17 protein-coding genes are annotated in these 15,154 nt (G+C 57.5%); 5 read left to right on the top strand and 12 right to left on the bottom strand.

From position 1 onward, the window contains the following. Positions 1-110: 110 nt before the first annotated feature. The 9 genes from ptsP to BCV73_RS02785 form a co-directional block, all read right to left on the bottom strand. The gene (ptsP, locus tag BCV73_RS02825; RefSeq protein WP_089545877.1) at positions 111-1,865 is read right to left on the bottom strand and encodes a phosphoenolpyruvate--protein phosphotransferase; all 1,755 of its coding nucleotides are present in this window, start codon (positions 1,863-1,865) and stop codon (positions 111-113) included. Then, positions 1,865-2,134, bottom strand: a complete 270-nt coding sequence (locus tag BCV73_RS02820) for an HPr family phosphocarrier protein (protein ID WP_076170389.1) — start codon at positions 2,132-2,134, stop codon at positions 1,865-1,867. The genes ptsP and BCV73_RS02820 overlap by 1 nt, the downstream gene beginning before the upstream one ends. A 26-nt stretch (positions 2,135-2,160) precedes the next feature. Beyond that, positions 2,161-2,895 carry an SIS domain-containing protein gene (locus BCV73_RS02815; RefSeq protein ID WP_089550069.1) on the bottom strand — a complete coding sequence of 245 codons (735 nt, stop codon included), beginning with the start codon at positions 2,893-2,895 and terminating at the stop codon, positions 2,161-2,163. Next, the gene (locus BCV73_RS02810) at positions 2,892-3,650 is read right to left on the bottom strand and encodes a creatininase family protein (protein ID WP_089545876.1); all 759 of its coding nucleotides are present in this window, start codon (positions 3,648-3,650) and stop codon (positions 2,892-2,894) included. The genes BCV73_RS02815 and BCV73_RS02810 overlap by 4 nt, the downstream gene beginning before the upstream one ends. A 12-nt stretch (positions 3,651-3,662) precedes the next feature. Then, positions 3,663-4,655 (bottom strand): phosphotriesterase family protein, encoded by a 993-nt coding sequence (locus tag BCV73_RS02805; protein WP_089545875.1) that lies wholly within the window; start codon positions 4,653-4,655, stop codon positions 3,663-3,665. A gap of 138 nt (positions 4,656-4,793) precedes the next feature. Continuing rightward, positions 4,794-6,092, bottom strand: coding sequence for a PTS ascorbate transporter subunit IIC (locus BCV73_RS02800; RefSeq protein ID WP_089545874.1), 1,299 nt, complete (start codon positions 6,090-6,092; stop codon positions 4,794-4,796). A 35-nt stretch (positions 6,093-6,127) separates the two neighbouring features. Continuing rightward, complete coding sequence (locus tag BCV73_RS02795; protein ID WP_089545873.1) at positions 6,128-6,391, bottom strand: PTS sugar transporter subunit IIB; 264 nt, start codon at positions 6,389-6,391, stop codon at positions 6,128-6,130. Beyond that, the gene (locus tag BCV73_RS02790) at positions 6,388-6,831 is read right to left on the bottom strand and encodes a PTS sugar transporter subunit IIA (RefSeq protein WP_076170394.1); all 444 of its coding nucleotides are present in this window, start codon (positions 6,829-6,831) and stop codon (positions 6,388-6,390) included. Before BCV73_RS02790 ends, BCV73_RS02795 begins: the two co-directional genes overlap by 4 nt. 24 nt (positions 6,832-6,855) lie before the next feature. Beyond that, positions 6,856-8,991, bottom strand: a complete 2,136-nt coding sequence (locus tag BCV73_RS02785; RefSeq protein WP_256992722.1) for a BglG family transcription antiterminator — start codon at positions 8,989-8,991, stop codon at positions 6,856-6,858. Positions 8,992-9,239: 248 nt separating this feature from the next. Between BCV73_RS02785 and BCV73_RS02780 the strand changes: the two genes are divergently transcribed. Then, positions 9,240-9,452 (top strand): hypothetical protein, encoded by a 213-nt coding sequence (locus tag BCV73_RS02780; protein ID WP_089545872.1) that lies wholly within the window; start codon positions 9,240-9,242, stop codon positions 9,450-9,452. Positions 9,453-9,549: 97 nt separating this feature from the next. On the opposite strand, the gene BCV73_RS02775 is transcribed toward BCV73_RS02780, so the two are convergent. Continuing rightward, positions 9,550-9,903, bottom strand: a complete 354-nt coding sequence (locus BCV73_RS02775) for a DUF2512 family protein (RefSeq protein WP_076170396.1) — start codon at positions 9,901-9,903, stop codon at positions 9,550-9,552. 225 nt (positions 9,904-10,128) lie between these two features. On the opposite strand from BCV73_RS02775, the gene BCV73_RS02770 reads away from it, so the two are divergent. Together BCV73_RS02770 and BCV73_RS02765 are read left to right on the top strand one after the other, a co-directional pair. Next, positions 10,129-10,710: a TetR/AcrR family transcriptional regulator gene (locus tag BCV73_RS02770; protein WP_089545871.1), complete on the top strand. Its 582-nt coding sequence runs from the start codon at positions 10,129-10,131 to the stop codon at positions 10,708-10,710. 35 nt (positions 10,711-10,745) lie between these two features. Further along, complete coding sequence (locus BCV73_RS02765; RefSeq protein WP_481855829.1) at positions 10,746-11,714, top strand: glycerophosphodiester phosphodiesterase family protein; 969 nt, start codon at positions 10,746-10,748, stop codon at positions 11,712-11,714. Between the two features lie 7 nt (positions 11,715-11,721). On the opposite strand, the gene BCV73_RS02760 is transcribed toward BCV73_RS02765, so the two are convergent. Then, complete coding sequence (locus BCV73_RS02760; protein WP_089545869.1) at positions 11,722-12,501, bottom strand: DeoR/GlpR family DNA-binding transcription regulator; 780 nt, start codon at positions 12,499-12,501, stop codon at positions 11,722-11,724. A gap of 249 nt (positions 12,502-12,750) precedes the next feature. On the opposite strand from BCV73_RS02760, the gene BCV73_RS02755 reads away from it, so the two are divergent. Then, the gene (locus BCV73_RS02755) at positions 12,751-13,713 is read left to right on the top strand and encodes a metallophosphoesterase family protein (RefSeq protein WP_089545868.1); all 963 of its coding nucleotides are present in this window, start codon (positions 12,751-12,753) and stop codon (positions 13,711-13,713) included. 22 nt (positions 13,714-13,735) lie between these two features. Beyond that, positions 13,736-14,593, top strand: a complete 858-nt coding sequence (locus BCV73_RS02750) for a DMT family transporter (protein WP_318671798.1) — start codon at positions 13,736-13,738, stop codon at positions 14,591-14,593. Between the two features lie 84 nt (positions 14,594-14,677). Here BCV73_RS02750 and BCV73_RS02745 read toward each other — a convergent pair whose 3' ends face one another. Next, entirely contained in the window at positions 14,678-15,121 is a 444-nt protein-coding gene (locus BCV73_RS02745; protein ID WP_240913246.1) for a MerR family transcriptional regulator, read from the bottom strand. Between the last annotated feature and the right edge of the window lie 33 nt (positions 15,122-15,154).

Below are 15,154 nucleotides of genomic sequence, written 5' to 3'. Positions count from 1 at the left end.
GCAATATCGCAATCCGCCATGCCGCAAATCCAAAAGGCAGAGAATCCTCTCAGAGAGGACGCTCTGCCTTTTCCTGCAAACTCTAGCGGTCGGATGCTTAAACAATGTGCCTATAGCGAATGCCCGATGGCGCGTCGAAACTCTTCGATTGCCTGACGAACCGCATGGGGCGTATCCAGCGTCAGAACGCTGTCGGCCAGCGAGCGGCAGGCTTCCCGGTCGAGAGCCGACAGTTCTTTTTTGATAACGCCCAGCCTGCCAGCCTCCATGCTCCATTCGTCCAAGCCGAGCCCCAGCAGCAGCGGAGCGGCCAGCGGATCGCCGGCCATCCCGCCGCACATGCCGGTCCATTTGCCCGCCCGATGGGAAGCTTCGATGACCTGACGGATCAGCTGCAGCACCGCCGGGTGAAAATAATCGTACAAGTATGCGACCTTATCGTTCATCCGGTCCACAGCCAGCGTGTACTGAACCAGGTCGTTCGTACCGATGCTGAAGAAATCGACCTCACGGGCAAACGCCCCTGCCATGACGGCCGCCGACGGCACCTCGACCATGATTCCCGCCTCGATGCGCTCGTCGAATGCTGCTCCGCTGCGCCTCAATTCTTCCTTCGCCTCCTCCAGCACGCCCTTGGCTTCCCGCCACTCCTGCAGCCCGGAAATCATCGGGAACATCACCTTGACGTTGCCGAATGCGCTGGCCCGCAGCACCGCGCGCAGCTGAACCTTCAGGAGATCCTGCCTGCCCAGGCCGATCCGGATCGCCCGATAGCCGAGGAACGGATTGTCCTCCCGCGGCAGATCCAGATACGGCAGCGCCTTATCACCGCCGATGTCCATCGTGCGGATGATCACCGGGCGGCCATCCATGGCGGCGGCCGCCTCCCGGTACGCACGGAACTGCTCCTCCTCGCCCGGCATGGCCGGGGCGTTCATGAACAGAAACTCCGTGCGGAACAGCCCCACGCCGCCGGCGCCCTGCGCGGCGGCGGCCTTCGCTTCGGCGGCCGTCCCGATGTTGGCCGCCAGCTCCACGCGCGTCCCGTCGGCGGTCACCGCCGGACGCGCGGCGTAACGGGCGAGCGCGGCGCGCTCCCGCTCGCCCTCCTCCATCCGGAGGCGGCTCTGCTCCGCCTCCGACTCGCTGGGCCGGACGGTGCAGCGTCCGGCCGCCCCGTCGACGGCGATCAGATCGCCGTCCGCGATGCCGTCGATGGCGCTGCCGGCGCCGACGACGGCGGCAATGCCGAGCGAGCGCGCCAGGATCGCCGTGTGCGACGTCGCACCGCCGGCGCGGGTGATCAGCCCCACCACCCGCTCCGGATCCAGCTGGATCGTATCCGACGGCGCCAAGTCGTCCGCCACGAGGATGACCCGCTCCGTAATCGCGGATAACCCGCGGTCCTCTTTCACCGCCAACGCGTTCAGCAAACGTCCGCCAATGTCTCGTATATCCGCGGCCCGCTCCTTCATATAGTCGCTGCTCATGGCCTCGAACACGCCGGCTACCTGTTCCACGATGCCGGCAACGGCCTGCTCCGCAGGCACCCGCTTCTCCTGCACCCAGGCCTCCATCTTCGGATAGAAGGCCGGGTCATCCAGCAGCCTGCGCTGACCCGTCACGATCCCGGCCTGGTCTTCGCCGAGCGTCTCCGCTGCCTTTGCCGCCAACTCCTCCAGCTGCCGGGCACACCGGCGCTTCGCCTCTCCCAGCCTGGAGAGCTCAGCCCGAATCGCCTCCGGGCCGCCAGGAAGCTCCGTGGGAGCCGGTGCACCGCCTGCCTCTTTCCGCCGGTAGATGAAGGCCGGCGCGATCCGTACCCCTTCCGACACGCCAATGCCTTGAAGATACAGCGTGTCCATCAGTCCTCACCGAACTTGCCGTCCACGAGCTCCGCCAAAGCGCGGACCGCTTCTTCGTCTCCCGGTCCGGCGGCTTCGATCGTTACGACCGATCCCGCTTCGAGCCCAAGCGTCATCAGCTCCAGCATGCTTTTGCCGTCGGCCCGGCGTCCATCCTCCGTTACGACCGCCACCTGCGCTTCATATTGTCCCGCCCGGTCCGAGAACTGCTGAGCCGGCCGCACATGAAAGCCCTGTTTATTCCGTATGGTCACCGTTTGTGTAATCATGTTGCTCCTCCCCTTTATGAAGCCGGTCACGCCAGCAGCGCGATCCGGCCCTTATAAGCTTCGATCAATGCCTCGTTATGCGCGTCGGCCCCGTCGATGTTGCCGCTCAAAAATACCGGCGGCGTAAGCCCCTTGTCGAACATGATCCCGATCGCCTCCGCGAATACGGCGTTCAGAATCGCTGCGCCGATTACCGTCGAACTGGGCGCAAAGGCGACCTCCATACCTGGATACCGAAGCACCGCATCCCCTTTAACAGAGAAGTTGTCGATGACCAGATCGACGGCGTCGGCCAGATGCCGGCCGCTCTCATGGCGGGATGGTTGACTCTTGGAATACGCCAGGGAAGTTATGCCGATGGTAAAGGCGCCTTTCTGCCCGGCCATTAACGCAACATCCACCGGTACCGGATTACGCCCGGAGGTTGACAGCACGAATACCACTTCGCCTTCACGGATATCCTGCTCATCCATGAAGTCTGCCGCAAGGCCGTTCTGCCGCTCCAGCTCGGATGAGCGCACTGCGCCTTCGTGCAGCATCAGCTTCTCCACGAAGATGGGGCGGATGGGGGCAAGCCCTCCGGCCCGATAGAACACTTCTTCGGTGAGGATATGCGAATGCCCGCAGCCGAATAAATGGATGATGCCACCCTGCTCTATGCAATCCGCGACCTTGACGGCAGCACTCCGGATCTCCTCTGCCTGCTTCGTCCGTACCTTATGCAGCAGCTCGCCGATAATGTTGAAATACGCGTTCATCAGCATAATTCCTCCCCCTTCGCTTCAAAATCCAGCTTCCTTCTGGCCTGCAGCACCATGTCCGCCATCGCGTCCAGGCTGCGTTCGATGATCTTTTCCCCTTTCGCCCGGCTGGCCCGGGTCGCGTCGCCAAGCACTGCCGAAGACGTCATCTCCTCCCAAGGCGTGGGGGTGCAGTCTGCGTCGGCTGGGATATACGGTTTCCCGTCGATCGCACGGTCCATGTCCACATGCTCTTCAGCCAAATACAGCATGTAGGACGTTTCGATTTCGTCGGCATGCATGTAGGTGCCATGAGCCGCAGGCGTTTCCCGGACTTCTGCGGTCACTTCCTTCGTTCCGGGATAGAAGAAATAGAATACCTTCAGGTCCGGCACCCGTTCATACAGCACCCTTGCGGCCTCCTTCAGGGCGACGGCATTTCCCAAATGGCCGTTGACCATGGCCAAAATGCGGAAGCCCTGGCTGTGCAGGCTTTCCCCGATATCGGCCAGTAACTGGATCAACGCCTCGTTAGACACGTTAATGCTCCCCGGAAAATGACGCAGGCTCCACACCTGCCCGTAAGGCAGCGTCGGCAGCACGAATCCGCCGGTGCGCGCAGCCAGTTTGTCCGCGAGCCGTTCGGCAAGCAGATTGTCCGTGCCGAGGGGAAGATGCGGGCCGTGCGCTTCCACGGCGCCAACCGGCAGTATGGCCGTGCGGTGCCGGCGGATCTTGTCCATGACGTCAGCCGAGTTTTCATGCTCGAATTTCATGACTCTGCCCCCTTACTTTTTGAATGTAAAGCAGCGGGCCGGGTTGGAGACAAAAAACTTCTCGATCAGCTTTTTGCCGTCAAGTCCTGCTTGATCCGCCTCGTCGATGAATCGGGGCACCCATTTGGCAATGATATATTCCAGCCCCAGTCCATGATCGTAATGCTTGTAGTAGGTTTTGCGGGCCGTGTCCCCGCTGATCAGGATTTGGTCTTCGTACCCTTTGCGGACGAGATTCAGAATCAGCGCGATCCGCGTGCTTTCAGGCGCGTATTTGATCTTGCCGATGCCGTCGAAGCTAAGGAAAGCGCCGGTTGCGGCGATTTGCTCGTGGTAATACGGATCCGGATTCCGGTCCATGTGTCCGAGGCTCAAATAAGACAGGTTTACGCCTTCGCTTCTCAAGAGCTCAATTTGTTCCAGCGCCATCGTGCCGACCTCCGTATGGGAGTGGACGGGGGCTTTCGTTTCGTGATGCGCCCTTGCCACGGCCCGCAGCGTCTTTTCCTCCAGCGGCGTGATCCGGTTGTAGCCCGTTCCGAACTTGACCTGGCCTGCCTTGAACGGCGTCCCTTCCAGCCCTTCCTCGACCTCGCGAATGACGAAATCGGCCAGCTCGTTGATCGTCTTCGCCTCAATCCACTGGGCGTAAGTATCATAGGGCCCGATAAGGGGCTTCAGCTCTTCCTTGATGCCCGCGTCCCACAAAAAGCTTTTGTTGAATCCGGCCGTCCCGACAATCCGGATGCCCGTCTCGCGGGCGATCTCCTCTACGGCATGAATATCCCGGCCATAGTCGACCGCCGTTGCATCCACGATCGACTGCCCGCCGTACCGTTTGAAATCCAGCACATCCAGCTTCGACTTCTCCTTGTCGTCCAGCAGCAGATCGTCTTCGCCCCGCTCCTGCCAATAGGCCGGGCGGCATACGATATGCTCATGGGAGTACGTAAACCCGAGCTCCTTCGGATCAATGTCCCCGTGAAGTGTGCGAATAAAGCCCATAATCGTTCCTCCTCCATTCTTGGTGAGTGATTGGTGTCATTGGTAAGATCCGGCTGCATACAAGACCCGCTATGGCCCAGGAAAGACGGCGCCCCGACCGCTCGCCGTCTTCCGTTTGGCCGGTTTCAAATATCCATTTTAAAAGAGCAGCTTGGCAATAAAGTGCAGAATCGGACCGATGATGAACATATCCGAGTCAGCGGCCCACATGGCCGTGTCCGGCACGGTTGAAGAGATCAGGAAGCTTACCATGACAAACTGCCCCCAGGCTACAATCGTCGATGTTACGAAGCCCCCGATTACCGCGCCGCGCACGCCGCCCGTCGAGTTGCCGAATACGCCGGCCGTCGCCCCGTGGAAGAACAGCACGATCATCGTCGGTACAAAAATGTAGGACACCGTGCTGCCGAGCACGAGCAGCCAGATGATGGCTCCGGCGAAGGCGCCGAGGAAACCGAGCACAACGGCGTTCGGCGCGTAAGGATACACGACCGGGGCATCCAGCGCCGGTTTGGCTCCGGGCACCAGTTTGGTCGCAATCCCGTTAAAGGCCGGCACGAGCTCGCCGACAAACATCCGCACCCCCATCAGCACGATAGCAATGCCGCCGGCGAACGTAAATGACTGGATAATGGAATAAATGATAAAGTTCTGGTCTCCTGCCTTGGCGATCAGGGCAGCAGCCTCGGGAGTCCCTTTGGTCGACAGAATGATCGCTCCGATCAGGAAGAGCACGCCCATGCTGAGCGCCGTAATCACGTTGGAGTCGCGAAGAAATTCGAATCCCTTCGGCACTTTGATCTTTTCGGAATCGTTCTTTTTGTTACCGAGCACCTTGCCCAGCAGCGCGGCCAGCAGGGCGACGGAGGCTGAGGTATGGCCCAGAGCGATGTTGTCATTCCCGGTAACCTTTCTCAGGAACGGCTGAACCAGGGCCGGCTGGAAGGTCCAGTACAGGCCCAGAATGACGGCGATGACGATCACGAGTTTCCATACCGGAACGCCGGTGCCTGCCGCATGGACGATGACGCCCGCAAAGATCGTCGAGGTCCAGAACATCATGTGTCCGGTCAGGTAAATGTATTTGAACCGGGTAAACCGGGCCAGCGCCACGTTGATCAGGAAGCCGACCAGCATGGCCAGCGTGACGGCGCTGCCGAATTTGGCGTTGAAGGCTTCCTGGCCCATGAAGCTGCCGAGCGAGCTGGTCTTCAGGCCGAACACTTCCTTCCACATCGGTTCGAACACGTTCAGCGCGTTCACGATGACGTCCGAACCCGCTCCGATGATGAGGAAGCCGATGATCGCCTTGAACGTCCCGCTCACCAGCTGGCTGGTCGATTTTTTCTGAAGCATAAGGCCGACCAGAACGATGAAGCCGAGCAGTATGGCAGGTGTTCCGAAAATATTGGTTGCGATCCAATAAAGCACGTCCATGGATGGACACCTCCTCGGTTAGGTCAAGATAGGGCTTACAAGGCTTCCTCCAGCTTTTGCTTGATTTCGTCATTGTCGAAGTAGTTATTGACGACGATGATCCGGGCGGAATGGCCCTCCAGGCTTTGCGCCAGCTCTTGGCTAGTGATAATATAGTCGGCCGCCGTACCCGAAGCCGTGGAGACATCCGTATGCTCCACGTCGGCGCTGACGCCCATCGCACTCAGCACATTTTCCACGTTCATCCGAAGAATCAGACTCGTTCCTTGTCCCAAACCACATACGCATAATACTTTCATTGCTCATTCCCCCTAATGATTTGTTGGATAGCTTCCACATCGGCCGCCTGTTTGAACTGTTCCAGATGCGCCGGACTGCTCAGCAGCGTCGTCAGCTGGCGCAGCAGGGCGATATGCTCGCCGCTGTCGGACCCGCCAAGGGCGAATACCAGCTGCACCGGATCGTTGGCGCTGTGGCCGAAGACCACCGGTTCCTTCAGCCGGACAAAAGACACCGCAGCCTCAATCACGCCGTCCTGCGCCCGGGCGTGCGGCAGGGCAATACTCGGGGCAAGGACGAAATACGGGCCCCTCTCCCGGTAGGAATCTACCATTGCGTCGGCGTAGCGTGCTTCCGCAGCACCCGCCTCCGTCAGCAGCGCACCTGCCAGCCGGATTGCCTCCTCGGCGGATGCCGCTTCCGCATCCAGCGCAATGAGCGGAGGTTCAAGAAATTTCATGTTCATCTCTCCCGTTCGGATAGTTTAGCCGGAACTTGAAGCCGTCCCGATCTGCTTCAGAATCTGCTCCTTCGTATGCGCCTCCTTCAGCCGGTTCAGGCCGGCTGCGTCCTTCAGCATGCCCGTCAGCTCGGACAATGCCTTTAGATGCGACTCTCCGTCGATGGCCGCCAGCACTAGAACAACCTTCACCTGATGGCGCGCTTCCCCGGAAAAAGCCACGGGCCGCTCTAATTGCAGAAGGCTCATCCCCAGCCGCTTCACACCATCCTCTGGCCGGCCGTGCGCGATGGCGATTCCGGGCGCGACCACAATGTATGGGCCGAGGGACTCCACTTTGCCGATCATAGCGTCGATGTAGCCTTCGTCGATGTATTCTTCCGCCAGCAGCGGCTGGGCTGCTTCCCGGATCGCTTCGCGCCAGCTCGCACTCTCCCGCTGCAGGCGGATCATCGGCGCGGGCAGCAGCTCAGCCAGGGAAGGCTTGGGCCGCTCGCCCAGCCACACTTTGCTCCGGCCGCCGGACAGGTAGCGGCCGAGCTCGTCGGCGAGGCCCGCTTCGTCGGTCACGTCGGCGTGCTTACGGACGATATCGAGCAGTGCCTGCACTGAGCTCGCCTGTGTCCTTTGGCCTCTGCCGCCCGCCTTGTTCACCCTGCCGAGCAGATTCTCTTTGTCCTTGTCGCTGAGGATCGAACGGACGACATAAACGGGCACTCTGCTGTCCGGCAGCGGGACTGTTGAGAAAATTAAATCGACCCGCTCCTGGAACTGCTCATATTCCCGCAGGGAAAGCATCGCGATAATGTCCAGAGTGGAGAAAAGCCCCTCCAGCTGGGCCTTCAGCATTCTCGATGCCGAGATCCCGTTCACGCAGACGATCGCCGCCCTCCGCCGGGCCGCCGGCTCCACTTCCTCCCGGCGCAGCCATCCGCCGAAATGCATGGCCAGATAGCTGATCTCGACGTCGCTCAGCTTCCGGCCGACCAGCTCCTCGAAGGCATATGCCGAGCGCCGGGTGAGCTCAAATAAATCGCCGTATTTACTGCGGATGTCCTCCAGAAGAGGATTGACCAGCTCCAAACCGTATATGATCCGGTAATACGCCGGCTTCAGGTGAACCAGCAGGTCCTCCTCCACGGCTTCCCGGCCGCCAAGCCAGACGCAGGCGCTGCGCTGGAACGCATCCGTCATCTCCCGGGCCGCGTCCCGCAGGCGTCCTATAATTTCATCCGAGCCTGTCAGCTGCTCCATCCGGTTCGCCCTTGCCCCAAGCAGATGCATCGTAAGGTAAGCGTTTTCTCCTTCCGGTACCGGGCTGCCAAACAAGCGGCCAAGGCCGTCCGCAATTCGGGAAGCCGCGTCATATTCGGGTGTCTGCCGAAGCACTTCCCGCTCGTCCTCATCCACGCGGATCACCCGGCCGGACTGGATCCGGCGGATAAACAGCAAAAATCGGGTGGTCAAATGAAAGAGCATCTCGTCGGTGAGCTCCACGTTCAGCATCCGCTCGCTGGCCGCGATCAACCGGTAGATCTGACGCCGGATGCCTTCGTCCGTATTCTCCGGCATGATGTCCCGCAGCGGATCCTGCTCTCCCCAGTAGCCCGTACGGCTGACCGCCTGCTCCCAGCTGACGCTGCCGGCAAGCTGATCGCAGCAGCGGGTCAGCTCTCTCCTGATCCTTGCCTCTTCGCCGTGCACTTCGTAGCCCCGCTTCCGGTCATACACCACCTCGAGGCCGGCCGCCTCCAGCTGCGCGCGGACCGCATTCAAATCCTTCAGCACCGTCCCCCGGCTGACTTGGAGCAGCTCGGTTAGTCGGTGGATAAAGACGGGACTCTTTGCCGTGAGCAGCCGGATCGCGATCCAGGCAAGCCGCTCTCGCTGGGACAAATAATACTGCTGGGCCGCAGAGCTCTCTGCTCCTGCCGTATCCGGGATCCCCCGGCGGCTGGCCTCCGGCAGCGAATAACCGGCCGTGCGCACGTACTCAACAGGGGGCAGCTCCAAAGTCTCCAACCAGTCATTGATTTTGTTCATATCGTAATACACGGTTCTTCGGGAGATGCCGAGCCTCTGCGTCAGTTCATCCAGCGTCACGTAATCGTCCGTCTGCACCAGCAGCTTCAGTATTTCGGTACTGCGTTCATCAAGCATTCCGGCATCCCTCCTGTCATTGACGAAATATGTCGTTCCTTGTGACTCGATTATACCTATGGCCCTGCTGCGAATGACAGTTCAATTCCTGGAAGTCCGGTTTGTGCAAAAATGAATACTATCGATTTCCAGCACTGCATTTATCGGCTTTCTTTCGGATCCGTCCAAGACGATGTGGATATTTCGGATGACAATCTATGTAAATAATGGTAAAAAGGAGAATAGATACAGGAAGGGATGATACATCTGTGAAAAGGTCGACGGCATGGTTCGCATTATCGTTTGTGTTCATTTTTTTCAGTGCGCCGATGGGTTACTTCTTCTTCAGGAATATATTTTTTTACAATATGAATTTGACCGGTGAATACGAGACGCTGCTGTACTGCACCCTGCTCTCCCCGCTTCTTATCGGCGTACTCATGTTCCTGATCGGGCTTGCCGAGCTGAAGCAGAACCGCTAAAAGAAGACCCTCTGCCTGTTGGCAGAGGGTCTTAGGGTTCCGTCTATTCATCTATTCATCTATTCAATTTCAATTAAAGGTAAAGCAGAAAAGCTCATTAGGCCCGCTGCCTTCTGGCCGAACGGTCGTCGCTCAGCAGCCACATGTGGTAGAAGTATTCGAAAATCCCCGCCACGATGGTGATAACCAGCATATCCGTATACGACAAGGACCACAGATTCGATGCACGCACCGCCCAAAGCATGAGAAAAACCAGAACAGCATCGCACAGCGTGGAAACGATATTGTTCTGGGAAGCGCGGAGAATCAGCAGGTCGCCGACCAAATAGGAAATGACGCCGATCGCCAGCGCCGTGGCCAATGCCCCCCAGATCGTTGCCGTTGAGAGTACCAACAGCATCGCCGTGATCACAACCAAATGAGCTACCAATTTAACGGCAAATTTCCCCATATCCCTGACCTCCTTTCCTCATTTGGATTGTTTTTCATGTAAGTTATAAACTGGTTCGGGTGCTTTAAAACGATCAACTGCCTTGCAGAAAATCGTTCATTTTTATTACCATGCGCCAAAAGGTCTGTTTATATGCGCATGGACTTGCGCATAAGCCGGTTTATGCCATATAATGACCACAGTCATTTATGACCGGGGTCATTTTTTAAAAGTGAGGTGAACGGTTTGCTGAGAGACCAGAAGAAGAAGAGCACCCGGGAAAACATTACCCGCAATGCCATTCAAATGTTTAAGGAAAAGGGCTACGACAACGTCACCGTGGAGGAGATTGCCGCCGCGTGCGGAATCGCGAAAGGAACCTTTTTTAACTATTTCCCCAAAAAAGAGCATGTGCTTCTGTATGTAGCCGATTCGTACGCCGGCCTGATGGACGACATCGTCGCGCGTCATCAGGATGGTCCCTTGAAGCAGCGCGTTTTGCGAATCCTGCGCGACCTGCTGCACATTTATATGCAGCATGAGGAGCTTCTGCGGCTGACCTTGATGGAAACGATCAAAGCTGAAATCGTATCAGGCAGCGAATTAACCAACATTTCGAATTTCAAAAATGCACTGCGCCGGGTGATGGTGGATGCCGGAGAACAAGATCCGCAGCAGCGGCTGTCAGACCCCGAGCTAAGCGCAGGAGTGGTGGTCGGACTGTTCTTCCAAACGCTGATAACGCTCTCCTCCAAGATGAATGAAGACGGGATATACGGATCGATTGAACGGCAGCTGGATGCCGTGTGGGAGGGAATCGGAAGGTGAAACGGCTGAAGCGGATCGTACGAAGCAAAACCTTTATGATTTTAGCACTATTGCTTGTTTTTATTTATCTGAATAACACCTCCCTGCTGGCCAAGCCCCGGGATGGTTCCCCTTTTCTGCTCGCCCATCGCGGATTGGCCCAAACCTTTACGATGGAGGGAATCACGAACGACACCTGTACCGCGGAACGGATTTATCCCCCCGAGCACCCCTATCTGGAAAATACGCTTCCGTCCATGGAAGCCGCATTTCAGGCCGGTGCCGATATGGTGGAACTCGATATCAAGCTGACGAAAGACGATCAGATCGCCGTGTTCCATGACTGGACACTGGACTGCCGTACCAATGTGAAAGGCATGACGACGGATTACACGATGGCCGAGCTGAAAAAGGTTGATATCGGCTACGGTTATACCGCCGACGGCGGACAAACGTATCCGTTCCGTGGAAAAGGCGTCGGGCTTATGCCGACGCTGGATGAGGTGCTGAAGCAATTTCCGGACCGGTCTTTTCTGATTCATATGAAAAGCAGTGATCCAAAGGAAGGCACCCGGCTGGCGGATGCGATGTCGGCGCTGCCCGAACAGCGGCTGAAGCAGCTCGCCTTCTATGGCGGGGATGAGCCGGTTGCGGCTCTCCAAGCAAAGCTTCCCGAAGCCCGCGTCATGTCCATCGCCACGATGAAGCGCTGCCTGATTCCTTATCTGGCCGCGGGATGGACGGGGTATATGCCTTCAGCCTGCAAGCATACGGAGCTGCATATTCCCGAGAAAATCGCCCCGCTCCTGTGGGGATGGCCAAACCGCTTCCTGAACCGGATGGACAAGGCTGACACGCGGGTCATTGTCGTCGGCGGCGACGGCAGCGATTTCTCATCCGGTTTTGACAGCCCCGAAGACATAAAGCGGCTGCCGGCCCACTACAGCGGCGGCATCTGGACGAACCGCATCGACCGGATCGCGCCTTTATTTAAAGGCAGTTCCGCGGAGGAACCCGCCACTTAGAGTCCTCTTAGAGCCGGGCCTCTCCCGAAATGATTTCAATGTCCAGCTGCTTCAGGGCGTCGATCCATTCCCTGGAGCAGCCTGCATCGGTGACGACCATCGAGATCTGCGTAAGCGGTGCGATCTGGGCGAAGGTGGTGACCCCGAACTTGGAATGGTCCGCGACGAGAATGGCCTCTTCCGTACGCTCGATCATTTTGCGGGACAGGAGCGCTTCTTCAAGATGATAATCGGTGATCCCATCAGTCAGCGATATACCCCCTGCCGAAATAAACGCCTTATTCACTTTGAAGCGATCGAGCAGCTCATGGCTGATCATCCCCGTAGCCGCCTGATGCTCCGGATTGATCTCGCCCCCAGCAAACACGATTTTCCCCCGGAACCCCTCAAGGGCAAGGTTTAATATCGGCACGGAGTTGGTGATGACCGTGACCTGGGGGCGCTCCATCACATTCCGCATAATTTCCAGTGTCGTGGTGCCGTTGTCCAGAAGCACTGTCTCCCCGTCTTCAATCAGGGACGCAGCCAGTTTGCCGATCTCCTGCTTTTCGCTGCGGTGCATCAGGGAACGGTTCGTAAACGTCGGCTCCGTGAAGCCGGAACGGACCCGGACCGCGCCGCCGTAAACTTTCCGAAGCTTGCCTTCCTTCTCCAGGCGGTCGAGGTCCCTGCGGATCGTCTCTGTCGAAACGCCAAACATCTCCGCCAGCACGTGCACGCGGACTTTCCCTTCCATCCCCAATTGGCCGAGAATGGTCTCCCGCCGCTCCTCATAGGTTAAGGACATATCGAAATCCTCCTTTATACCAAAGGCTTAGTATTGGACACATGTGGTTTTTCATCGCTTACATGTGTTTTGTTGTTGTTTCTTATAAGTGTAGTTGGCGATGGAGAGGAATGTCAAACTTCAAAAAAATCAATTGACAGCAGCCTTCACCAGGACTAAAATCAACTAAAACCACATAAACACACACAATGCAACATTGATATGTGTGGTTTGTTAAATCAACGTAAAATGACGAGGGGGACACGTGAGATGAGCAAGAGCTTGTCTTTTCGAAAGGACGGCACCTTTACGATTGTACAGTTTACCGATTTGCATTGGATGGACGGCAGACCTGAGGACCAGCACACACGCGAGATCATGGAACGGGTCATGGATGCTGAGAAACCGGATTTGGTCGTTATCACCGGAGACGTCATTTATACCGGACCCGTGTCCCCGGGAAAAAAAGAATGCGAGCATCCCCGGGAAGCCTTCCGTGATGCGGTCGCTGCCATGGAAGAACGCGGCATTCCGTGGGCGGTCGTCTTCGGCAATCATGATACGGAAAACCGGATCAGCCGGGACGAACTGATGCAGACTGTGCTGGAGCACCGGCACACGGTAACAGAGCCCGGTCCGGCGGACTTGAGCGGGTCGGGCAATTACACGCTGGAGCTAGTTGACGCGGAAGGGCGTCCGGCCGCCAACCTGTATTTCCTCGATTCCGGGGATTATTCGAGCCTCGAGCAGGTTCCCGGCTACAACTGGATCCAGCGGGACCAAATCAACTGGCTCGCCGCTGAATCCGCCAGGCTGAATCCGAGCGGGCAGGCGGAGAAGCTGCCTGCGCTGGCATTCTTCCATATCCCGATTCCCGAATATCAGGAAGTATGGGACACCCAAGTCTGCTATGGCCATAAATACGAACGGGTCTGCAGCCCTCCGGTCAACTCCGGATTGTTTGCGGCACTGGTCGAAATGGGCGACGTCATCGGTACGTTCTGCGGACACGATCATATCAACGATTACAGCGGAACGCTGCACGGCGTCCGCCTGAGTTACGGGCGGGCCACCGGCTGCAACACATACGGCAAAGAAGGATTTATGCGGGGTGCCCGCGTCATCCGCCTGTCCCTTGGCGAGAAGGACTTCGATACCTGGCTCCGGCTGGAGGACGGGTCCGCCGCTCTGGAACAGCCGATTCATGAACCCGATACCCAAGAAACCAACTAAACAATCAAGGGGCTGACTCATTTTGTTATTACCGATAGTTCTTGTGATTGCTTCCGGCATGGCCCATGCCGTGTGGAGCATGTTCACCAAGCGGAGCCGCAGCAAAAGCGTCTTTCTGTGGTCAATCATGATGGTCGCGACGATTCTGCTGCTTCCGGTGCTGATCACTGAGCTCTGGAAAAATCCGATGAACGCCGCTTCCTACGGCCTGCTCCTGCTGTCGATGCTTCTTCAGGCCGTCTATTCCTGGCTCTTGTCGAAAACCTATGAGCTGGGCGACCTGTCGCAAATCTATCCGATCATGCGGGGCACCAGCACGCTGCTCGTCCCTGTGATCGGCGTCCTTTTTCTGAACGAATCGCTGTCCGTCTTCGGCTGGCTCGGCATCCTCTGCATGCTCGGCGGATTCGCCGTGCTGAGCGGCATCGGCTCCAACAGCCGCAGCGGCGGGCAGCAGGCCCAAGGCTTGAAGCCCGTGCTTATGGCTTTGTGCGTCGGGCTGTGTACCACCTGCTACGTCTTCGTCGACAAGCTGAATCTGGAGCATGTCTCTCCGATCGCGCTGCTGGAGGTGACCAACATCGGATTTGTGCTCGGTCTAACCCCGGCCGTGATCGCCTCTCGAAAAATTGTTGAGGAATGGAAGGCCAACAAAACTACGCTGCTGCTTGGGGCGATTTTAAATCCGGGATCTTATCTGCTATTCCTGTTCGCCATGTCCCAGGCGCCGATGGCCCATATCAGCCCGCTGCGTGAAATCGGCACCATCTTCGCCACTTTCCTCGGCGTCCTCCTTCTGAAGGAGCAGCAGGGATTGCGGCGGATGCTGTGCTCCGTCGTTATTTTTGGCGGCATTGTTCTGATCGGCATGCTGGGCTGACTGTATTACTCTGACATGACTCAGCGTCTCAACAAAATAGCAAGCACCAACATGGTTGCGAATCGGTTGGTTTCCAGAGAAACATCAGAAAAGTGCGCCTGGGGCGCGCTTTTTATTTACGGATGAGCCGGTATACCAAGTCCTCTGAATCTCTTGAGCTTTTTGCGGATCGTCCATGAGTAGAGTCTTGTACTCCAGCATCTTGTTAAGGGTGTCCAGCATTTGATCGTATTCTTCCCTCTTACTTTCGATCTCCTTTTTCTTACCGCGAATCCAATCTATAATCTCTAGATTGGTACTCATATTGGTGTCGCATTCCTGCAAAGCTTCCTTCAGTTCGGCCAGCGAACAGCCGATGGACTGGAACTTCTTGATGAGCCCCAACCGCTCGACAGCCTCTTCAGAATAGTTTCGGTAATTGTTGCTTTCTCGCCGGACATGTCGATCATCCAACAAGCCTTCCTTTTCATAAAAGCGGATCGTATGGATCGTTAATCCCATCTTGTCCGCCAGTTCCTGAATTCTCATCATCATTTCTCCTTTGGACCGCTTGCCCTAGAG

The sequence above is a fragment of the Paenibacillus sp. SSG-1 genome (genome assembly GCF_002224835.1).
In the GTDB taxonomy this organism is placed as follows: domain Bacteria; phylum Bacillota; class Bacilli; order Paenibacillales; family Paenibacillaceae; genus Paenibacillus_AQ; species Paenibacillus_AQ favisporus.
Note: the sequence above shows the minus strand (reverse complement) of the source record. Positions and strands in the feature narration are given on the sequence as shown.

Excerpts from the sequence above, each read along its gene's own strand:
- BCV73_RS02800 (WP_089545874.1), bottom strand. The coding sequence starts at position 6,092 with ATGGACGTGCTTTATTGGATCGCAACCAATATTTTCGGAACACCTGCC.
- BCV73_RS02755 (WP_089545868.1), top strand. The coding sequence starts at position 12,751 with ATGAGCAAGAGCTTGTCTTTTCGAAAGGACGGCACCTTTACGATTGTA.
- ptsP (WP_089545877.1), bottom strand. The coding sequence starts at position 1,865 with ATGGACACGCTGTATCTTCAAGGCATTGGCGTGTCGGAAGGGGTACGG.
- BCV73_RS02810 (WP_089545876.1), bottom strand. The coding sequence starts at position 3,650 with ATGAAATTCGAGCATGAAAACTCGGCTGACGTCATGGACAAGATCCGC.
- BCV73_RS02820 (WP_076170389.1), bottom strand. The coding sequence starts at position 2,134 with ATGATTACACAAACGGTGACCATACGGAATAAACAGGGCTTTCATGTG.
- BCV73_RS02765 (WP_481855829.1), top strand. The coding sequence starts at position 10,746 with ATGATTTTAGCACTATTGCTTGTTTTTATTTATCTGAATAACACCTCC.
- BCV73_RS02760 (WP_089545869.1), bottom strand. The coding sequence starts at position 12,501 with ATGTCCTTAACCTATGAGGAGCGGCGGGAGACCATTCTCGGCCAATTG.
- BCV73_RS02790 (WP_076170394.1), bottom strand. The coding sequence starts at position 6,831 with ATGAAATTTCTTGAACCTCCGCTCATTGCGCTGGATGCGGAAGCGGCA.
- BCV73_RS02745 (WP_240913246.1), bottom strand. The coding sequence starts at position 15,121 with ATGAGAATTCAGGAACTGGCGGACAAGATGGGATTAACGATCCATACG.
- BCV73_RS02775 (WP_076170396.1), bottom strand. The coding sequence starts at position 9,903 with ATGGGGAAATTTGCCGTTAAATTGGTAGCTCATTTGGTTGTGATCACG.
- BCV73_RS02785 (WP_256992722.1), bottom strand. The coding sequence starts at position 8,991 with ATGCTTGATGAACGCAGTACCGAAATACTGAAGCTGCTGGTGCAGACG.
- BCV73_RS02795 (WP_089545873.1), bottom strand. The coding sequence starts at position 6,391 with ATGAAAGTATTATGCGTATGTGGTTTGGGACAAGGAACGAGTCTGATT.
- BCV73_RS02805 (WP_089545875.1), bottom strand. The coding sequence starts at position 4,655 with ATGGGCTTTATTCGCACACTTCACGGGGACATTGATCCGAAGGAGCTC.